The sequence below is a fragment of the Bradyrhizobium sp. 139 genome, from assembly GCF_023074175.1.
GTDB lineage: Bacteria > Pseudomonadota > Alphaproteobacteria > Rhizobiales > Xanthobacteraceae > Bradyrhizobium.
In genome coordinates this window covers 71140-89493 of sequence record NZ_JADPKS010000176.1, presented here as the reverse complement: position 1 = coordinate 89493, position 18354 = coordinate 71140, and the positions used below count along the sequence as shown (strand labels likewise).

General features: G+C 64.3%; 17 protein-coding genes. 6 read left to right on the top strand and 11 right to left on the bottom strand.

All coding sequences use genetic code 11. The features are described 5' to 3' along the window. Window positions 1-237 precede the first annotated feature (237 nt). From IVA80_RS38080 to ltnD, 4 genes are all read right to left on the bottom strand, one after another. Window positions 238-1929 carry a methyl-accepting chemotaxis protein gene (locus tag IVA80_RS38080; protein ID WP_247440270.1) on the bottom strand — a complete coding sequence of 564 codons (1692 nt, stop codon included), beginning with the start codon at window positions 1927-1929 and terminating at the stop codon, window positions 238-240. Between the two features lie 165 nt (window positions 1930-2094). After that, window positions 2095-3372, bottom strand: a complete 1278-nt coding sequence (otnK, locus tag IVA80_RS38075; protein WP_247440269.1) for a 3-oxo-tetronate kinase — start codon at window positions 3370-3372, stop codon at window positions 2095-2097. Next, window positions 3369-4151: a 2-oxo-tetronate isomerase gene (gene otnI / locus IVA80_RS38070; RefSeq protein ID WP_247440267.1), complete on the bottom strand. Its 783-nt coding sequence runs from the start codon at window positions 4149-4151 to the stop codon at window positions 3369-3371. The genes otnK and otnI overlap by 4 nt, the downstream gene beginning before the upstream one ends. Window positions 4152-4167: 16 nt before the next feature. Next, window positions 4168-5085: an L-threonate dehydrogenase gene (gene ltnD / locus IVA80_RS38065; protein ID WP_247440266.1), complete on the bottom strand. Its 918-nt coding sequence runs from the start codon at window positions 5083-5085 to the stop codon at window positions 4168-4170. Window positions 5086-5188: 103 nt separating this feature from the next. Here ltnD and IVA80_RS38060 point away from each other — a divergent pair, with 103 nt between their 5' ends. Beyond that, window positions 5189-5866, top strand: a complete 678-nt coding sequence (locus IVA80_RS38060) for an aldolase (protein ID WP_247440263.1) — start codon at window positions 5189-5191, stop codon at window positions 5864-5866. A 285-nt stretch (window positions 5867-6151) separates the two neighbouring features. Here IVA80_RS38060 and IVA80_RS38055 read toward each other — a convergent pair whose 3' ends face one another. The 6 genes from IVA80_RS38055 to IVA80_RS38030 all read right to left on the bottom strand — a co-directional run bounded on the left by IVA80_RS38055 (window position 6152) and on the right by IVA80_RS38030 (window position 11729). Beyond that, window positions 6152-6856, bottom strand: coding sequence for an ABC transporter ATP-binding protein (locus IVA80_RS38055; protein ID WP_247440260.1), 705 nt, complete (start codon window positions 6854-6856; stop codon window positions 6152-6154). Beyond that, entirely contained in the window at window positions 6840-7571 is a 732-nt protein-coding gene (locus IVA80_RS38050) for an ABC transporter ATP-binding protein (RefSeq protein WP_247440259.1), read from the bottom strand. Before IVA80_RS38050 ends, IVA80_RS38055 begins: the two co-directional genes overlap by 17 nt. Continuing rightward, a complete protein-coding gene (locus tag IVA80_RS38045; RefSeq protein WP_247440258.1) occupies window positions 7568-8551 on the bottom strand; it encodes a branched-chain amino acid ABC transporter permease in 984 nt (327 codons plus the stop codon). Before IVA80_RS38045 ends, IVA80_RS38050 begins: the two co-directional genes overlap by 4 nt. After that, window positions 8551-9429, bottom strand: coding sequence for a branched-chain amino acid ABC transporter permease (locus tag IVA80_RS38040; RefSeq protein WP_256467595.1), 879 nt, complete (start codon window positions 9427-9429; stop codon window positions 8551-8553). The genes IVA80_RS38045 and IVA80_RS38040 overlap by 1 nt, the downstream gene beginning before the upstream one ends. A gap of 150 nt (window positions 9430-9579) precedes the next feature. Next, window positions 9580-10824 carry an ABC transporter substrate-binding protein gene (locus IVA80_RS38035; RefSeq protein WP_247440257.1) on the bottom strand — a complete coding sequence of 415 codons (1245 nt, stop codon included), beginning with the start codon at window positions 10822-10824 and terminating at the stop codon, window positions 9580-9582. An 89-nt stretch (window positions 10825-10913) separates the two neighbouring features. After that, entirely contained in the window at window positions 10914-11729 is an 816-nt protein-coding gene (locus IVA80_RS38030; RefSeq protein WP_247440255.1) for a putative hydro-lyase, read from the bottom strand. A 119-nt stretch (window positions 11730-11848) separates the two neighbouring features. Between IVA80_RS38030 and IVA80_RS38025 the strand changes: the two genes are divergently transcribed. Genes IVA80_RS38025 through IVA80_RS38010 form a run of 4 tightly spaced genes read left to right on the top strand, consistent with a single transcriptional unit; the run spans window position 11849 to window position 16058 of the window. Further along, window positions 11849-12766, top strand: a complete 918-nt coding sequence (locus IVA80_RS38025; RefSeq protein WP_247440253.1) for a LysR family transcriptional regulator — start codon at window positions 11849-11851, stop codon at window positions 12764-12766. Window positions 12767-12798: 32 nt separating this feature from the next. Next, window positions 12799-14049 carry a Zn-dependent hydrolase gene (locus IVA80_RS38020; RefSeq protein WP_247440248.1) on the top strand — a complete coding sequence of 417 codons (1251 nt, stop codon included), beginning with the start codon at window positions 12799-12801 and terminating at the stop codon, window positions 14047-14049. 12 nt (window positions 14050-14061) lie between these two features. Further along, on the top strand, window positions 14062-14973 hold the full coding sequence (locus IVA80_RS38015; RefSeq protein ID WP_247440245.1) for an NAD(P)-dependent oxidoreductase: 912 nt from the start codon (window positions 14062-14064) through the stop codon (window positions 14971-14973). 11 nt (window positions 14974-14984) lie between these two features. Next, window positions 14985-16058 carry a malate/lactate/ureidoglycolate dehydrogenase gene (locus IVA80_RS38010; protein ID WP_247440243.1) on the top strand — a complete coding sequence of 358 codons (1074 nt, stop codon included), beginning with the start codon at window positions 14985-14987 and terminating at the stop codon, window positions 16056-16058. Window positions 16059-16234: 176 nt separating this feature from the next. Here the strand turns inward: IVA80_RS38010 and IVA80_RS38005 are convergent, their stop codons facing one another. Further along, complete coding sequence (locus IVA80_RS38005; protein WP_247440242.1) at window positions 16235-17308, bottom strand: tartrate dehydrogenase; 1074 nt, start codon at window positions 17306-17308, stop codon at window positions 16235-16237. A 156-nt stretch (window positions 17309-17464) separates the two neighbouring features. Here IVA80_RS38005 and IVA80_RS38000 point away from each other — a divergent pair, with 156 nt between their 5' ends. Next, a complete protein-coding gene (locus IVA80_RS38000) occupies window positions 17465-18241 on the top strand; it encodes an SDR family oxidoreductase (protein ID WP_247440240.1) in 777 nt (258 codons plus the stop codon). Window positions 18242-18354: the final 113 nt, after the last annotated feature.

Sequence of the window (18354 nt, the reverse complement as noted above, 5' to 3'; positions counted from 1 at the left end):
AATAGTCGCCGTTCTTGCGGCGGTTCTTCACCGCGCATGCGGGCTGTCCTCGGGCCATTCTTCTAAGCCGAAATCAACTACCGATGAAACCGCGTCCCGTATGATTACGGGCACTCCCTCACGATGCTACCAACAGGCGACATCAGGCTACCGGCGCCGCAAAAAAGAACGGCGCTTGCGGCGCCGCTCGTTCGTCGATGGATCTTTGGCGCGAAAGCTTACGCCGCGCGGACGTGGTTACGCCGCGCGCACGTTGGTCAGGAACTTGCTGACCTCGGTCTTGAGCCGGTTCGAATCGTTCGACAGCATCTGGGCCGCCGACAGCACCTGCGAGGAGGCCGTGCCGGTCTCGGTCGCACCGCGCTGCACGTCGGTGATGTTGGACGAAACCTGCTGGGTGCCCTGCGCCGCCTGCTGCACGTTGCGGGCGATCTCCTGGGTCGCCGCGCCCTGCTCTTCCACCGCAGCGGCAATCGCCGAGGAGATTTCGGAGAGACGCTCGATGGTCGAAGAGATCTCCTTGATGGCGCCGACCGAGTCGTTGGTCGCGGCCTGGATGCCGGAGATTTGCTGGCCAATTTCGCCGGTCGCCTTGGCGGTCTGCTCGGCCAGCGCCTTGACCTCGGAGGCAACCACCGCGAAGCCGCGGCCGGCTTCACCGGCGCGCGCCGCCTCGATGGTCGCGTTCAGCGCCAGCAGGTTGGTCTGGCCGGCGATGGTGTTGATCAGTTCGACGACGTCGCCGATGCGGGACGCCGCCTTGGACAGCTCGCTGACACGCTCGGTCGTGGCACGCGCCTGGCCGACGGCATCGCCCGCCATCCGCGCCGATTCCTGCACCTGGCGGCTGATCTCGCCGACCGAGGACGCCATCTCCTCAGTGGCCGAGGCCACCGACTGCACGTTGGTCGAGGCTTCCTCCGAAGCACCGGCAACCGTGGTCGCCAACCGCTGGGAGCGGTCTGCGGTCGATGTCAGCGTCGAGGCGGAGGCTTCGAGCTGGGTCGAGGCCGACGACACGGTCTGGACGATGTCTCCGATCATCGTTTCGAAATCGCGGGTGATGTTGTCGACGCGGCGGCCGCGCTCGATCTTGGCTTCGGCATCGGCCGCGGCGGCCTCGTCGGCGGCCTTCTTGGCGATCAGCGCCTCCTTGAAGATCTGGAGCACGTCGGCCATGGCGCCGATCTCGGTCTTCTCACCGCGGTGCGGGACTTCGGCGGTCAGGTCGCCCTTACCCAGCGCCTGCATTGGCTGGGTGATCGAATTGATGCCGTTGGAGACGTCCTGCACGAGATAGAAGCTGACACCGATGCCGGCCAGGACGGCAGCGCCGAGAATGATCGCGACGAGCACAAAAGCGTAGTAGTAGGTATCGGAGGCGTCCGCGGAGGCCTGATCGCCGCCCTTGGTGTTGAGCTCGATGTCCTTGGCCAGGATGCCGTCGGCCTCAAGTCCGATCTTGTTGACCGTCTTGGTGTTCAGCTCGTGTGCCTCGTGCGGGATCTTGCCGGCCTCCTGGCGCGATAGCGCCATGACCTCCTGCGTGCCCTTCTTGTAGTCATCCCAGGTCTTGGACCACTGATTGTATAGCGCCCGCTCCTCGGGCGAGGTGATCATGGCCTCGTAGGACTTGCGGAATTTGGTATTGGCCTCGACTACCGTCGCCAGCGTCTTCTCCGCGGCGAGCTTCTCCTCCAGCGTTTCGGCCAGCATGTGCTCGCGGATGACGTTGCGGTAGGTGATGACGCCGGCGCGCAGATCGCCGATCACGCGCACGCTGGGCATCCAGTTCGTGGTGATGTCGACCGTGTTGGCGTTGATCGTCCGCATCTTCATGACGGCGAGCAAGCCCATGCCGGTCATCGCGACCAGCAGGAACGCCACGACACTGATGATCTTGGCGCGGATGGAGATGGTGGCGAACATAATGGGTCTCTTTGCGTTGGCGCGGTGGCGCGTCCGGAAATCGTGATCAACCGAAAGCAGCGGTGCCGATATCCAACAACAAAGCGACTGAGCAGTTGTTAACTACGACTCCGTGCGGGTACGGAACGCTAAAGAAATGAACGAGCGGCTAAAAACGTCCTGCATTCAACGCATGAGCCCAAGCGCATCCGAGAAAAACTCCGGCCCGCCGAAGTTGCCCGACTTCAGCGCGAGCAGCATCTCGCCTGCCTCGGCGCCGACGGCGCGCAGCACCGGGACGCCCGCGGCGATCTCCGCGCCGACCAGAAAGCCGGGAATTTTCAGGCGATCGACGACGGCGCCGGAGGTCTCGCCGCCGGCCACGATCAAGCGCCGAACCCCTGATTTTACGAGGCTTTCCGCAATCTCGGCCATCGCCTGCTCGATCGCATGACCAGCCGCATTACGACCGTGACGCGCCTGCAGCGCTGCGACCTGATCCGGCGTCGCACTCGACGCGATCAGGACCGGACCGTCGGCCAGTCGTGGCTTGGCCCAGGCCAGCGCGCGCTCCGCTTCGCCCTTTCCCGTAATAATACTGTCCGTGTTGAGACGAAGCACCGGCATGACGGATTCCGCCTTCGCAATCTGCTGAAGCGTCGCCTGCGAGCAGCTTCCCGCGAGGCAGACCGCCGCTCCGCCGATTGCGGCGCCCGATTCACTGTCTGCCGCTGTCGATTTGACCTTGCCTGTCGACACCAGCGCTCGCGCCAGGCCAAGGCCCATGCCGGAGGCGCCGACCGACAGCCGATGCTGGGCAGCGACGAGGCCGATGGTCTCGAGGTCACGGTCAAAGACGGCGTCGATGATCGCGGCGCCGATGCCCGTGCCCGCGAGTTCGGCAAGCCGCGCCCGCACGGCGTCCGCACCACGCGCGACGGTGGCGAGATCGACGAGACCGACGTTCGTCTTGCTCTGGCGTGCCAGCACGCGCATCAGGTTGGAATCGCGCATCGGGTTGAGCGGATGGTCCTTGAGCGGGCTCTCGTTCAGCGGCAGGGTGCCGACGAACAGATTGCCCTGGTAAACCGTGCGGCCGGTCTCCGGGAAGGCCGGCGTCACCAGCACGATCGTATCGCCGGAATCGGCACGCAGCGCGTCCATCACCGGGCCGATGTTGCCTGCGTCGGTGGAGTCGAAAGTGGAGCAGATCTTGAACAGCACGTGGCTCGCCCCACGCCCGCGCAGCCATGTCTCCGCCGCGCGCGAGCGCGACACGGCAAGACCGGCCTCGATCGAGCGGCTCTTCAGCGACACCACGACGGCATCGACCTCGGGCAGCGCGAGATCGTCCGCGGGCACGCCGATGGTCTGCACGGTGCGCAGGCCCGCGCGCGTCAACGTGTTGGCGAGATCGGAGGCGCCGGTGTAGTCGTCGGCGATGCAACCCAGCGCGAGCGTCACGGCTTCACTCCCGCATAGGGCTTGAACCAGGCGAGGCCATCGGTGGTCTTGCCGCGCGGATTGTATTCGCAGCCGACGAAGCCGGCATAGCCAAGCCGGTCGAGTTCGGCGAACAGGAACGGATAGTTCAGCTCCTCGCCATCGGGCTCGTTGCGCGAGGGAATGCTGGCGATCTGGACGTGGCCGATGATCGGCATCATCTCACGCAGCCGCATGGTGACGTCGCCGTGGATGATCTGGCAGTGATAGATGTCGAACTGGAGCTTCAGGTTCGCAAGCCTCAGCTCCTGGATCAGGTCGCGGGCGAAGCCGAAATCGTTGAGGAAGTAGCCGGGCACGTTGCGCGCATTGATCGGCTCGATCACGACATCGATGCCGTGCGGCGCAAAGAACTCCGCAGCCCACGCCACCGATTTGTAGAACGCCTCGATCGCGACGCGTTCGCCGCGATTGGCAATGCCGGCCATCAGATGAAGGCGCTTCACGCCAGTCGCTTTGGCGTAAGGCAACGCGGTCTCCAGGCTCGCCTTGAGCTCGGAGAACCGCGCCGGCAGCGCCGCAAAGCCTTTCTCGCCGGCATTCCAGTCACCCGGCGGCAGGTTGAACAGCGCCTGCCTCAGGCCGTTGCGCCTCAGCCGTTCGCCGACAGCCTCGGCCGGATGCTCATAGGGAAAGAGAAACTCGACCGCGGTGAAGCCCGCTTGCGCAGCGGCGTCAAAGCGGTCCAGGAACGGCACTTCGGTGAACATCATCGAGAGGTTGGCGGCAAAACGGGGCATCGGAGTCCTCTTAGCTCTACTTGTCGCCGGGCAGCTTGACGCCGGTGACCTGCGCATACATCCGCGCCACCGACGCGTCATCATCGCGGCCCATGCCGGCGGCGGCCGTCATCAGGAACATCTGGAGCGCCGCAGCCGAGACCGGCACCGGGAATCTGGCGCTGCGCGCCATGTCCTGGATGATGCCGAGGTCCTTGACGAAGATCTCGACCGCGCTACGCGGCGTATAGTCGCCGTCGAGCACGTGCGGCATGCGGTTTTCAAACATCCAGGAATTGCCGGCGGAGGCCGTGATCACCTCATAGACCTTGCGGATGTCGAGTCCCTGCTTGGCCGCGAACGCGATCGCTTCGCTGGCAGCGGCGATGTGCACGCCGGCGAGCAACTGATTGATCATCTTGAAGGCGGCGCCCTGCCCTGCAGCATCGCCCAACTCGTAGAGCTTGGCGGCCATGGCATCGAGCGCCGGCCGCGCCTTTGCAAAGGCGGCGGGGCTGCCGGAGGCGAGGATCGTCAGTTCGCCCTGCGCGGCGCGCTGCGCGCCGCCGGAGATCGGTGCATCCAGGTAATGCCGGCCGGTCGCCTCCAACTGCTTGGCGAGGCGCCGCGCCACGTCGGGATCCATGGTGGCGGAGGACAGGAAGACGCTGTCCTTCGGCATGGTCTCGGCGGCGCCATCCTTGCCGAACAGGATGGTCTCGGTCTGCGCTGCATTGACGACGACGCTGACGACGATGTCGGCATCCTTGGCCGCCTCAGACGGCGCCCTGGCGCCGGCGCCGCCGTCCTTCACGAAGCGAGCCACCGCATCGGTCGAGACGTCGCAGCCGGTGACGGCAAAGCCGGCCCGTTTCAGCGAGGTCGCCATGCCAAACCCCATCGAGCCGAGCCCGATGACGGCGATGCGCTGATTCTGTGACGTGGAGGCGGACATGCAACTGATCCTTGCGACGTTTCCCGGACGGCCACCCTTTGCGGCAGCTTGGCAATCGAATAACACGGCTTGGCCGCGCTGCCAAAGCGTGAGACAAACGGACATGACGGCCATGACCAACGAGACACGGCTACGCGAAGACATTTGCCGTTTCGGACGGTCCCTGTTCGAGCGTGGGCTGACACCCGGCTCCTCCGGCAATATCAGCGTCAGGCTGGACGGCGGCGGCTGGCTGGTGACCCCGACCAATGCCTCGCTCGGCTTCCTCGATCCCGCGAAGATGTCGCGGCTGGACGATCAGCGCCGGCTGGTTTCGGGCGATGCGCCGACCAAGGAAGTTCCACTGCACACCGCGCTCTACGACACACGCGGCAGCGCGCGCGCGATCGTGCATCTGCATTCCACCCATTCGGTCGCGCTTTCGATGCTTCCGGAGATCGACCCGCGCGCTGCGCTGCCGCCGATGACGGCCTATTATCTGATGAAATGCGGCGCCACCGCGCTCGTGCCCTATTACCGGCCCGGCGATCCGGCGGTCGCGGATGCGATCAAGGGGCTGGCGGGGAAATATTCATCGGTGCTGCTCGCCAATCACGGCCCGGTTGTCGCCGGCGACACGCTGGAAGCGGCGGTGTTTGCAACCGAGGAACTGGAGGAGACAGCGAAGCTGTACCTGCTGCTGCGCGGGATGAACCCGCGCTATCTGTCGCCGGAGCAGGTGACGGATCTGGTGAAGGTGTTCGGGGTGATGCTGCCGGAGCACGGGCACGAGCATGACTGAACCAACACGGCCTACACCGACTGAGATAGAAGCCGCTGCCCGTGTTCTCCACGAAGCGGGTTTGCGTCACCACTGGTGGTCTCCGTACGAAAAGACGTACGATGAGCTGAGCGCAACTGATCCAGTCGGCAAGGAAGAGTTCGACACTATTGTTGAAGCGATGCTATTGGCGGCGGCCAGTGCAAGGCTCGGACAACAATCGTAGCCCGCATGAGCGCAGCGACATGCGGGACCGGCGCCCCGGATATCGCTTCGCTCATCCGGGCTACAAAATTGCGATCGCAGCTACAGCCCCAGATACGCCTTGCGCACGTCCGGGTTGCCCTTGATCTCCGCCGACGCGCCCTGCATCAGCACACGGCCGGTTTGCAGGATGTAGGCGCGGTCGGCGATCTCGAGGCACTCGGCCATGCGCTGCTCGACGATCAGCACGGTCATGCCGGCGTCGCGGATGCGCTTCACGGCTTGGAAGATTTCGTCGACCAGTTTTGGCATGATGCCCTGCGAGGGCTCGTCCAGCATCAATAGCCGCGGGCGCGTCATCAGCGCGCGGCCGATGGCGAGCATCTGCTGCTCACCACCGCTTAGCGTCTCGGCGCGCTGCTCCAGGCGTTCCGACAGGCGCGGAAACAGCTGGAAGACGAGATCGAGCGGGCTCTCGCGGTCGGCCTCGCCGCGGTAGAGATAGCTGCCGAGGCGAAGATTGTCGCGCACAGACAGGCGTGGAAACAGGCGGCGGTTCTCCGGCACATAGGCGATCCCGGTGGCGGTGATGTGGTGCTGCGCCATGCCGTCGAGGCGCTTGCCGTCGAAGGTCACTGTGCCCGAGCGCGGACGCTCGGCGCCGGCAATGGATTTGAGCAGCGTCGACTTGCCGGCCCCATTGGCGCCGGCGACGCAGACGATCTCGCCCTTGGCGACGTCAATGCTGACCGCGGAGATCGCGACCAGGCCCTGATAGGCGGTCGTGACTTCATGCACCGACAGCATGACGATCTCCCAGATATGCGCTGATCACCTTGGGATCGCGGACGACCTCAGAAGGCTTGCCCTCGACCAGCACCTTGCCGAGGTCGAGCACGATGGCGCGGTCGACCAGCGGCATCACGATCTCCATGACATGCTCGACCATCAGCACGGTAATGCCGGTATCGCGCACCTTGCGCACCAGCGCGACGCCGGTCTGCGCCTCGGTCGGCGTGAGGCCAGTCAGGACTTCGTCGAGCAGCAGCAGTTTTGGTTCGGTCGCGAGCGCACGGGCGACCTCGAGCCGGCGCTTCTCGGCCGGCACGAGATCGCTCGCGAGCACGTCGGCGCGCGCAGCAAGGCCGGTGAATTCGAGCACATCATGCGCCTTGCGGCGCGCCTCGCGCATGACCGTGTTGCGCACGAGGGCGCCGACGATGACGTTGTCGATGACCGTCATGGTCTCAAAACTCTTGACGACCTGGAAGGTGCGCCCGACGCCGCGCTGGCAGCGCTCGGCGGCCAGCAGTTTGGTGACATCCTCGCCGTCGAACCAGATCGATCCTTGGGTCGGCGGCAGGACGCCGGCGATGAGATTGAACAGCGTCGACTTGCCGGCACCGTTCGGGCCGATCAGGCCAACGATCTCGCCGCGCCCGACCGAGATCGAGACGTCGCTGTTAGCGACGAGGCCGCCGAACCGCTGCCAGACGCCGCGGGTTTCGAGGAGCGCGGTCATCGCGTGGCTCCCTTCGATTTTGTGCGTGAGAACAGGCTCACCAGGCCCTGCGGCAGCGCCAGTGAGATCAGCACGATCAGGGTGCCGTAGACGATCAGGTCGACGCCGCGACCGGAGCCGCCGATATAGGAGCGCGTCAGTTCCGTCATCGGGATCAGGATGGCCGCGCCGAGCACCGGCCCCCAGAGGGTGCCGATGCCGCCGAGCACGGCCGGCAGCGCCATCAGCAGCGAGAACTGGAATCCCATGACGCTCTCAGGATCGATATAGGCGAGAAACTGTGCATAGAAGGCGCCGCCGATGGCGACGAGGAAAGCGGAAACCGCAGCTGCGCCCATCTTGGAGTTGAATACCACGACGCCGAGGCTCTCGGCCGCTTCAGGATTGTCCTTCACTGCGCGCCACCAGAAACCCCATTTCGAGTCTTCGAGCCACCAAGTGACGAACCAGGCCAGGCTGCACAGCCCCAGCGCGAAATAGAAGTACGGCAGTTTGCTGCGCATGAACTGGAACTTCAGCCAGCTGTCGCCGCGCACCGGAATGGTGATTCCCATCGCGGCCCCTGCCCACTCCCAGTTCTGGAACAAGAGCAGACCGATCTCGGCGATCACGATGGTAGCGATCACGAAGTAGTGGCCGCGCAGGCGGAAGAAGGGATAGCCCAGCCCCATTGCGATGAGAGCTGCAATCACGCCGCCGCCGACCATGCCGAACCATGGCAGCACGCCGAACTTGGTGAACAGCAGTTCGGTGGTGTAGGCGCCGATGCCGAAATAGAGCGCGTGTCCCAGCGAGATTTGCCCGCAATAGCCGGAGAGGATGTTCCAGCTCTGGGAAAGAGCCGCATACATCAAGGTCAGGATCAGGATGTTCTGGACGTAGACGTCCCTCACGAACAGCGGCGCGAGCGCAGCGAGCGCGGCCAGCACCGCGGCGATGATCAGGTCGCGGCGGCGCCGCGCTGTAAAATTCTTGTCCATCACATCGACCCGAACAGGCCACGCGGCCGGATAAAGACGACGAGCAGATAGACGGCATAGATGCCGACCGATTTCAGCGAGGGCGGTAGCACCAAGGCGGTGGTCGCTTCGACGAGCCCGACGATGATGCCGCCGGCGAAGGCGCCGAACACGCTGCCGAAGCCGCCGAGTGCAACCGTCACGTAGGCGATCAGCGCAAAGGACGCGCCGACGTCGGGATAGATGTAGAAGAAGCTCGCCATGATCGCGCCGGCAAGACCGACCAGCGCGGCGCCCAGGCCCCAGCCCAGCGCGAATACGCGATTCTTGTCGATGCCGACCAGCGCCACCGCGCCAGGGTCTTCACGCGTTGCCTCCAGCGCACGCCCGAAATCGGTGCGATGGATGAAGAAGTAGAGACCGGCAAAGGCGAGAATCGAAACCAGCGCGCCGATCAGTTGCGGCTCCGGCAGGAAGATGCCGGCGACCGAGATGGTTTTGCCGCCGAACCAGGACTGCGGGATGCTGCGATAGTCCGGCGTGAAGAAGAACTGGGCCAGCCCGCGCATCACGATGGCGAGTCCGAAGGTGGAGAATATCTGCACCATGCCGGCATTGGCCTTGGCCCGCATCGCGAACCGTACAATCAATAGATAGACCACCGCCCCCAGCACGAACAGCGCGGCGGCCACCAGCGGCGCCGACAGCAAGGGGGCGATGGCAAAGAACGTAAACAGGAAGAAGCTCACATACATCGCGATCATCAGGAACTCGCCATGAGCGAAGTTCACGACGTCCATCAGGCCGAAGATCAGCGCGAGGCCGACGGCGATCAGTCCGTAGAGCAGGCCCATGAGAAGGCCGCTCGCGAGACTCTGGATAATGGCTTGGGCTGTCAAAAGTTCGTCCCCCGAATTACACCCTCATCCTGAGGAGCGCGCCCCTGCGCGCGTCTCGAAGGATGGCCACGCCCTCGTCCTTCGAGACGCGGGCTACGCCCGCTCCTCAGGATGAGGGCGGGAGCTACCGTCTGAGCTCCCGCTCCCCGCTTACTTCATCGGCCAGATCGCTTCGGCGATCGCGGCTTGCGGCGGGAAGATGGTGACGAACTTGCCACCGACATATTGCAACAGCACCGGGTCGGCGTCGTTGTTCTGGCCCATCTCATCAAACTTGACGCGCTTCCAGGGCATGATGGTCTGCTCGCCCGGGATGTCGGTCGCGGCCAGTGCATCGCGGATCTTCTCGCCATCGGCCGACTTGGCGCGGTTGATGGCGTCGGCCAGGATAATCAGGCCCATGAACTGGCGCGAGGTCAGGTCGTTGAAGTCCTTGCCCGAGCGCGCCTTGAACATCTCGTTGATCTTGCCGACCATGGGGCGCTTCTGCGCGAGGTCGAGCGAGAAGGTGCCGCGCGAGATCACGCCTTCGAGCTTGTCGCCGACGGCATCATAGAGCGCCTTCTCCGAGAAACCGGCGTCCTGCGCCACGATCGCGTTCGGCTTGTAGCCGAGCTCGCCCATGGTCTTGACCAGCAGGATGCCGTCGGTGGTGTAGCTCGACGGCATCAGCACGTCGGCATTGGCGGACTTGAGCTGCTGCACCTCGGCCGACAGCGACGGCGAGTTGGCGCGGTACTTGATGTCGGTGACGATCTTGTAGCCGCGCTCGCCGGCGATCTTAGCCTGGGCGTTGCCGGAATCGGTGCCGAAGATGGTGTCTTCGTGAAACAGCGACAGCGTCTCGATCTTGGTGCCCTTCTTCTTCAAGGCATCGAAGAAGTCGAACATCGCGGCCGAGTACATTTCGTCATGCGGCGCGGCGCGGAAGTAATATTTGAGGCCGCGGCGATGCAGGCTGGGCGATGAGTTGTCGGCGGAGACGAACGGGATCTGGTAGCGTTCGCAGATCTGGCTGACGGTGACGGCGACTGCGCTCTGATAGGTGCCGATGATGGCGGAGACCTTTTCCTGCGTGATCAGGCGCTCGGCCTCGGCGCGGCCCTTCTGCGGATCGGCCTGGTGGTCGGCGAACACGAGACGCACCTTTGCACCGCCGAGACCCGGCAGGCCCTCGCCCTTCGCCAGCGGCAGGTCGAAATCGGTGTCCTTGTTGATGACCTCGAGCGCGGTCTCATAAGCCTTCTGCGCGTCGACGCCCTGCTGGGCGCTGCCGCCGGAGAACGGATAGATGACCCCGATCACGACTTCCGAGGTCTGGGCGCGGGCCGCCAGCGGCACCAGCGCAGCAGTGGCGGTGGCTCCTAACAGCACGTCGCGGCGAGAGATCGTCATGGCAAATTCCCCTGTTACTGAATTTCGGCTGATCGAATGAAGCGATTGATGGATGCGGTAAAGCCCGAAGAAGCAGCAAACGCTGCCTACTAAATCACGGCCATGGTCCTGTTCTTGAGATCCGTCACGAGCATCAGGCCAGGCGAATGCGTGATCGCGAACGGCAGCTTGGCGGCGTTGATCACCGATTGCGGCGTGACGCCGCAGGCCCAGAACACCGGGATCTCGTCATCGGCGACCGGCACGGGATCGCCGTAGTCCGGCTTGGCAATGTCCTTGATGCCAATCAGATGCGGATGACCGAGATGCACGGGCGCACCATGCACGGCCGGATAACGCGAGGTGATCTGCACCGCGCGGATCGCATCCGCCGCCTTGAACGGGCGCATCGACACCACCATGGGACCTGCGAACGGACCGGACTCACCGCAGGCTATGTTGGTGCGGTACATCGGCACACGAACGTTCTGCTCGATGTGGCGGATCGGCATGCCCTCATCGAGCAGAGCCTCTTCGAACGAGAACGAGCAGCCGAGCACGAAGGTCACGAGATCGTCGCGCCAATGCTTGGTCACATCGGTCGGCTCGTCGACCACCGCGCCGTCGCGCCAGACGCGGTAGCGCGGCACGTCGGTGCGAATGTCGAGATCGGCGCCGAGTGCGGGGATGTAGGGGCTGCCGACATCGGACATGCCGATGATCGGGCACGGCTTCGGATTGAGCTGGCAGAAGCGGTGAAAGGCGCTGGCGTATTCGGCCGGCAGGATCGCCAGATTGCCCTGGACGAAGCCGGGGGCGACCCCGGCCGTAGAGCCAATCTGGCCGCCGCGATAGGCGAGCCGGGCCTGGCGGCTCGGGAGGGTGTCGGGCGTTTCAGTTTGCTGCGCTGCCACCAAAACAGTCATGTGATCGACCTGCCTATAAACTCGACAAAGACAGCCAACACCAGCCGTGCTATAAAGTCTAATCTTCCTTTCTAATCAATATCGATAAATATGCCTTATCGTTCGGGAAAATCCTTCCAATGCTGGACTTCAGATCGATCGAGACGTTCCTCTGGGTTGTGAAGCTCGGCAGCTTCCGTGGCGCTGCACAAAGGCTCAATACGACGCAGCCCGCAATCTCCCAGCGCATTGCGCAGCTGGAGCGCGAGATGGGCGTAAAGCTCCTCAATCGCGACCATCGGGTGGCCTCGCCGACGCCGAGCGGCCGGCAGATGATGGTCTATGCGGAGAAGCTGATCGGCCTGCGCGCCGCAATGGTGGCCGAGGTCGGCGATCGCTCGGCGATGCGCGGCGTGATGCGGCTCGGCGTTGCCGAAACCATCGTGCACACCTGGCTGCCGCGGCTCGTCAAGAGCATGAACGAGGTCTATCCGAACCTGTCGCTGGAGATCGAGGTCGACATCACGCCGAACCTCACCGCACGCCTGCTCGCGCAGGAGATCGAGCTTGCCTTTGTCGTGGGACCGCTGTCGGCCTCCGGCGTACATAACCGCGTGCTAGCGGATTATCCAATCGGCCTTCTCGCAAGCCCCTCGCTCGGACTTGGCGATGGACCGGTCACGCGCGCGGAGCTGGCGCGGTTTCCGATCATCACCTTCCCGCGCAAGACCAGGCCCTACGAGGTCGTGCGCGAGGTGTTCGACCGGCCCGAGCTGCCGCCGATCCGCCTGCACGCCTCCGCTTCGCTTGCGACCGTCATCCATATGGCCGTCGAGGGTCTTGGTATCGCCGTGATCCCCAACGCCATCGTCGAGAACGAGCTCGCGGACGGGCGGCTGCAACTGCTTGATACGGATCTGGACATCGCGCCGCTGACATTCACGGCGAGCTGGCTCGCCTCGCCCGACGTCGTGGCGGTGGAGCGCGTCGCCGAGCTCGCACGGCAGATTGCGCAGAGCAGCCTCGCGGTTGACGAGCCCGCGCTGGCGCGTCATTGAAACAGGCGCCGGACAACTGAGAGACTGACCGCATGAGCCGAGCCGCCACCAATTTGCAAATCGATTCCGCCCGCCTCTGGGGCTCCATCCACGAGACCGCGCAGTTCGGCGCGACGGCCAAGGGAGGCGTGCGACGGTTGACGCTGAGTAGCGAAGACAAGCAGGTGCGCGACTGGTTCCGCAAGGCCTGCGTGGACGCCGGACTGGAGGTGCATGTCGATGCGCTCGGCTCCCAGTTCGGCTTGCGCAAGGGACGGGACATGTCGAAGCTGCCGGTCGGCATCGGCTCGCATCTCGACACCCAGCCGACCGGCGGCAAATATGACGGCATTCTGGGAACGCTCGGCGCGCTCGAAGTGATCCGCACGCTGAACGACGCCGGGATCGAGACCGAGGCGCCGATCTGCGTCGTCAACTGGACCAACGAGGAAGGCTCGCGCTTTGCGCCTGCGATGATGGCCTCTGCCGCCTATGTCGGCGACTTCACCACCGACGACATCTTGTCGCGCAAGGACGCCGAGGGCACGACCGTCGGCCAGGCGCTCGACGGCATCGGCTATCGCGGCGACAAGCCGGTCGGTTTCCAGAAACTCGGCTGCTTTGTCGAGCTGCACATCGAGCAGGGCCCGATCCTGGAGGCCGAGGGCAAGGCCATCGGCGTCGTCGATTCCGGCCAGGGTGTGCTCTGGTACGACGGCAAGATTTCAGGATTCGAGAGCCATGCGGGATCAACGCCAATGCCGTTGCGGCGCGATGCGCTGGCGACTCTATCAGAGATCGTGCTGGCGATGGAGACCATCGCCAAGAAGCACGGGCCGAAGGCGGTCGGCACCATCGGCGAAGCCGTGATCGCAAACCCCTCGCGCAACGTCATTCCCGGCGAGATCGCCTTCACTATGGATTGCCGCAGCGCGGATGGCGCCATCATGGAAGCGCTCGATCGCGATCTGCGCGCCGCCATCGCCGAGATCGCCGCGCGCCGCAAGGTCGAGGTCAAGCTCGAGCTCGTCTGGCGCAAGCCGCCGACGCATTTCGATCCCAAGCTCATTGCAGCGGTCGAGAACGCGGCGAAGATGCTCGGCTATTCCTCTCGCCGCATCACCTCCGGCGCCGGCCACGACGCCTGCAACCTGAACACCGTCATGCCGGCAGCGATGGTGTTCGTGCCCTGCAAGGACGGCATCAGCCACAACGAGCTGGAAGACGCCACGCAGCCCGACTGCGCCGCGGGCACCAACGTACTCATGCACACAGTGCTGGCGATCGCCGGCGTCGCATCCTGACCGGAGAGAGCCATGCGCGGAGTTTTCGTCGACGCCAATGAAGCCCTCGCCGTGATCATGGAGCGGCTGGAGCAGCCCGGCGATCCCAAAGTGCGGATCCACAGGGATCCCGACATCAAGCCCGAGCAATATCCAGAAATCCTCGCCGGCGCCGAGATCGCGATCGTCGATCACACCGCCCTGCCGACCGAGGTTGCGAAGAAATGCACGGGCCTGAAGCACGTCGTGTTCCTCGGCACCGGCGCGCGCAGCTACATGAACCCGGAGGAGCTTAACGAGCTCGGCATCTCCGTGCATCTGATCAAGGGTTATGGCGACACCGCCGTCGCCGAATGCGCGATCGCGCTGATGTGGGCCTCCGCCCGCGTCATCGCGATGATGGACCGCGAGATGCGCGGCGGCAACTGGCTGCGCGAGGACGGCATGCAGCTCACCGGCAAGACGCTCGGCCTGATCGGCTTCGGCGGTATTGCCGCAGAGGTCGCGCGCATTGCCTCGGGCAGCGGCATGAAGGTGATCGCCTGGAACCGCTCGCCGAAGAGCCATCCCGGCGTCCAGTTCGCCGATCTCGATACGGTGCTGGCCAAGAGCGACGTGGTGTCGCTGCATCTGCTGCTCAACGACGAGACGCGCGGCATGATCACCCGCGAGATGATCGCGAAGATGAAGCCGGGCGTCATCCTCATCAATACCGCCCGCGCCGCCGTCGTCGACGAGGCCGCGATGATCGACGCGCTGAAGTCGGGCCATATCCGCCATGCCGGCCTCGACGTCTTCAACATCGAGCCGCTGCCCGGCGATCATCCGCTGACAAAACTGCCGAACGTGACGCTGTCGGCGCATTCGGCGTTCCGCACGCCGGAGGCCAGCGAGAACCTGATTGAAGCGGCGTGGGTACATTGCCGCCGGATCGTGAAAGGATAAGAGCAACAACAATGGCCGACTATCGCACCATCAAGGCAGAGTCGCTCACCAACGTCGTCCGCGCCATTGTCAAGGCCGGGGGCTCCACAGACCGCGAGGCCGAACTCGTATCCACGAACCTGGTCGAGGCCAATCTTAGGGGACATGACTCGCACGGCGTCGGCATGATCCCGCGCTATGTCCAGAGCGTCACCACGGGCGGCCTCGCGCTGAACCAGCACGTCAAGATCGTGCTCGACACGGGTCCGCTTCTCACCCTCGACGGCCTCACCGGCTATGGCCAAGTGATCGGCTATGAAGCGATGGAGCTGGCCGCCGAGCGCGCCAAGAGCAACGGCGTGTGTCTCGTCGGCCTCTCCAACGCACATCACATCGGTCGCATCGGCCACTGGGCCGAGCAGTGCATCGATCACGGGCTGGTGTCGATCCACTTCGTCAACGTGATCTCGCGCCCGATCGTGGCACCCTGGGGCGGCAGCGACGCGCGCCACGGCACCAACCCGTTCTGCGTCGGCATTCCGCGCGCCGGGAAGGAGCCGATTGTGCTCGACTTCGCCACCAGCAGGATCGCGCAGGGAAAGACCCGCGTCGCCCACAACAAGGGCGTCGAGCTCGAGCCCGGCACCATCATCGACAACGAGGGCAAGCCGACCAACAACCCGCGCTACACCGTGATCGCGCCGCACGGAGCCATCCTGCCGTTCGGCGAGCACAAGGGTTCGGGGCTCGCGCTGGTGTGCGAAATCCTGGGCGGTGCGCTCTCCGGCGGGCGGGTGGTCAAGGGCCCGTCCGACGGCAAGCACAACGTCCTCAATGGCATGCTCTCGATCGTCATCGACCCGAGCAAGCTCGGCACCGGCGAGAATCTGGCGCGCGAAGTCGAAAGCTTCGTCGCCTGGCACACCGGCTCGCCACCCGGCCCCGGCGTCGATAAGGTGAAGATCGCCGGCGAGCCCGAGCGCGAGACCAAGACAAAGCGCCTCGCCGAAGGCGTCCCGGTCGATCCGACCACCTGGCAGGAGATTCTTGAAGCCGGGAAGAAGTTCGGACTGGATCAGGCTGCGATCGAGAAGATCGCTGGGTAGGCCATCACAACTGCTGTCGTCCCGGAAGCGCAGCGAAGCGAAGCGCAGATCCGGGAGCCATAACCACCGGGAGATGTTCTGCGAAAACTCGCGGTTACCAGCGAGTACCGCAACCACTCCCTGGGGTAATGGATCCCGGCTTCCGCCGGGGACAACCGCGTGGTTAGCACCTACCCCTAATCCACCATCTCCGCGACCGCCTTGCCGCAGGCCGTGGTGTCGGCATTGCCGCCGAGATCCTTGGTGCGGAGCGTGCGCTCTGCAAGCGTGCGCTCGATCGCGTCCACGATCGACTTGCCGGCTTCCTTCTCGCCGAGATGCTCGAGCATCATCGCACCTGACCAGATTGCTCCGATCGGGTTGGCGATGCCTTGGCCAGCGATATCGGGGGCCGAGCCGTGCACCGGCTCGAACACCGACGGGAAATCGCCCTCGGGATTGATGTTACCTGACGGCGCGATGCCGATGGTGCCGGTGCAGGCGGGGCCGAGATCGGAGAGGATGTCGCCGAACAAATTCGAGCCGACCACGACGTCGAACCAATCCGGATGCAGCACGAAGTTCGCGGTCAGAATGTCAATATGGTACTTGTCCCACTTCACGCCCGGAAACTTCTTGGCCATCGTCTCCACGCGCTCGTCCCAATAGGGCATGGTGATGGAGATGCCGTTCGACTTGGTCGCCGAGGTCAGATGCTTCTTCGGCCGCGACTGCGCGAGCTCGAAGGCGAATTTCAGGATGCGGTCGACGCCGATGCGGGTCATCACCGTCTGCTGCATGACAAATTCGCGGTCGGTGTCCGGGAACATGCGGCCGCCGACGGAGGAGTATTCGCCTTCGGTGTTCTCACGCACCACCCAGAAATCAATGTCACCGGGCTTGCGGTTCGCCAGCGGCGAGGGCACGCCGGGCATCAGCCGCACGGGGCGCAGGTTCACATATTGGTCGAACTCGCGGCGGAATTTGATCAGCGAGCCCCATAGCGACACGTGATCCGGGATCTTGGCCGGCCAGCCGACCGCGCCGAAGTAGATCGCGTCATGATTGCCGATCTTCTCCTTCCAGTCATCAGGCATCATCTGACCGTGCTTCTCGTAATAATCCCAGGACGAGAAGTCGAAATGATCGAAATGCAGGGACACCCCGTGCTTCTTTGCTGCCGTTTCCAAAACGCGCAGGCCTTCGGGCATCACTTCCTTGCCGATGCCGTCGCCGGGAATAACCGCGATCCGGTATTGCTTCTTGCTCATCGAAAACGTCCCTGGTCAGTCCGGCGACCGCCGCCTTTTTGATCGCACTGCAATGGACCAAAGTCAGCGGCAGTGCAACGCTGCACTGCAATGTTGACCATGGCGCGGCCGACCGCCTACTGATTTCATCCTGTTCCTATCCTGCGAGCAATTCCCATGGATCTGCATCTGCGTGGCAAGCGCGTCCTGATCACGGGCGCGTCAAAGGGCATTGGCGCAGCCGCCGCCGAGGCATTCGCCGAGGAAGGCTGCCATCTCCTGCTCGCCGCCCGCAGCGGCGATCAGCTCAAGGCACTCGCGGATCGCTTGCGCTCGGCGCACCAGATCGATGCCGCGACGAGCATCGTGGATCTGCGGACAGCAGAGGACGTCGCGCGGCTCGCCAGGGAAGCCGCCGATATCGACGTGCTCGTCAACAATGCCGGTGACATTCCCGGCGGCTCCATCGACAAAATCGACGAGGCGACCTGGCGGCACGCCTGGGAATTGAAAGTGTTCGGCTACATCAACCTGACGCGGCAGATCTACGCGCAGATGAAGGCCAAGGGCGCAGGCGTGATCGTCAACGACATCGGTGCGGCCGGCGAGAAATTCGACGCCAACTACATCTGCGGCAGCGCCGGCAACGCGGCGCTGATGGCGTTCACCCGCGCGCTCGGGGGCAAGAGCCTCGCTGACAACATCCGCGTGGTCGGCATCAACCCCGGCCCTGTCGGCACCGACCGCCATGTCACACTGCTCAAGACCAGGGCAAAAAATCAGTTCGGCGACGAGACCCGCTACAAGGAATTCCAGAAGGGCCTGCCGCTCGGCCGGCCCGCACATGCGCGCGAGATCGGCGACCTCATGGCGTTCCTCGCGTCGGATCGCGCCGGATACACGTCGGGGGTCATCTATACGGTGGATGGCGGCATCAGCGCGGGTTGGGGTTAATTCTATCCGCGTCGTTGCGAGCGCAGCGAAACAATCCTGATCCCTCCGTGGTGACCAGATTGGATCGCTTCGCTGCGCTCGCAATGGCAATTGAATAAGCACAGGAGTAGAAT

Bases quoted from the DNA above. Each gene is read 5' to 3' on its own strand.
- IVA80_RS38025 (WP_247440253.1), top strand. From the start codon at position 11,849: ATGCTGGACTTCAGATCGATCGAGACGTTCCTCTGGGTTGTGAAGCTC.
- IVA80_RS38010 (WP_247440243.1), top strand. From the start codon at position 14,985: ATGGCCGACTATCGCACCATCAAGGCAGAGTCGCTCACCAACGTCGTC.
- IVA80_RS38055 (WP_247440260.1), bottom strand. From the start codon at position 6,856: ATGCTGTCGGTGCATGAAGTCACGACCGCCTATCAGGGCCTGGTCGCG.
- IVA80_RS38030 (WP_247440255.1), bottom strand. From the start codon at position 11,729: ATGACTGTTTTGGTGGCAGCGCAGCAAACTGAAACGCCCGACACCCTC.
- IVA80_RS38080 (WP_247440270.1), bottom strand. From the start codon at position 1,929: ATGTTCGCCACCATCTCCATCCGCGCCAAGATCATCAGTGTCGTGGCG.
- IVA80_RS38015 (WP_247440245.1), top strand. From the start codon at position 14,062: ATGCGCGGAGTTTTCGTCGACGCCAATGAAGCCCTCGCCGTGATCATG.
- IVA80_RS38005 (WP_247440242.1), bottom strand. From the start codon at position 17,308: ATGAGCAAGAAGCAATACCGGATCGCGGTTATTCCCGGCGACGGCATC.
- IVA80_RS38050 (WP_247440259.1), bottom strand. From the start codon at position 7,571: ATGACCGCGCTCCTCGAAACCCGCGGCGTCTGGCAGCGGTTCGGCGGC.
- IVA80_RS38020 (WP_247440248.1), top strand. From the start codon at position 12,799: ATGAGCCGAGCCGCCACCAATTTGCAAATCGATTCCGCCCGCCTCTGG.
- IVA80_RS38000 (WP_247440240.1), top strand. From the start codon at position 17,465: ATGGATCTGCATCTGCGTGGCAAGCGCGTCCTGATCACGGGCGCGTCA.
- otnI (WP_247440267.1), bottom strand. From the start codon at position 4,151: ATGCCCCGTTTTGCCGCCAACCTCTCGATGATGTTCACCGAAGTGCCG.
- IVA80_RS38035 (WP_247440257.1), bottom strand. From the start codon at position 10,824: ATGACGATCTCTCGCCGCGACGTGCTGTTAGGAGCCACCGCCACTGCT.
- IVA80_RS38060 (WP_247440263.1), top strand. From the start codon at position 5,189: ATGACGGCCATGACCAACGAGACACGGCTACGCGAAGACATTTGCCGT.
- ltnD (WP_247440266.1), bottom strand. From the start codon at position 5,085: ATGTCCGCCTCCACGTCACAGAATCAGCGCATCGCCGTCATCGGGCTC.
- IVA80_RS38045 (WP_247440258.1), bottom strand. From the start codon at position 8,551: ATGGACAAGAATTTTACAGCGCGGCGCCGCCGCGACCTGATCATCGCC.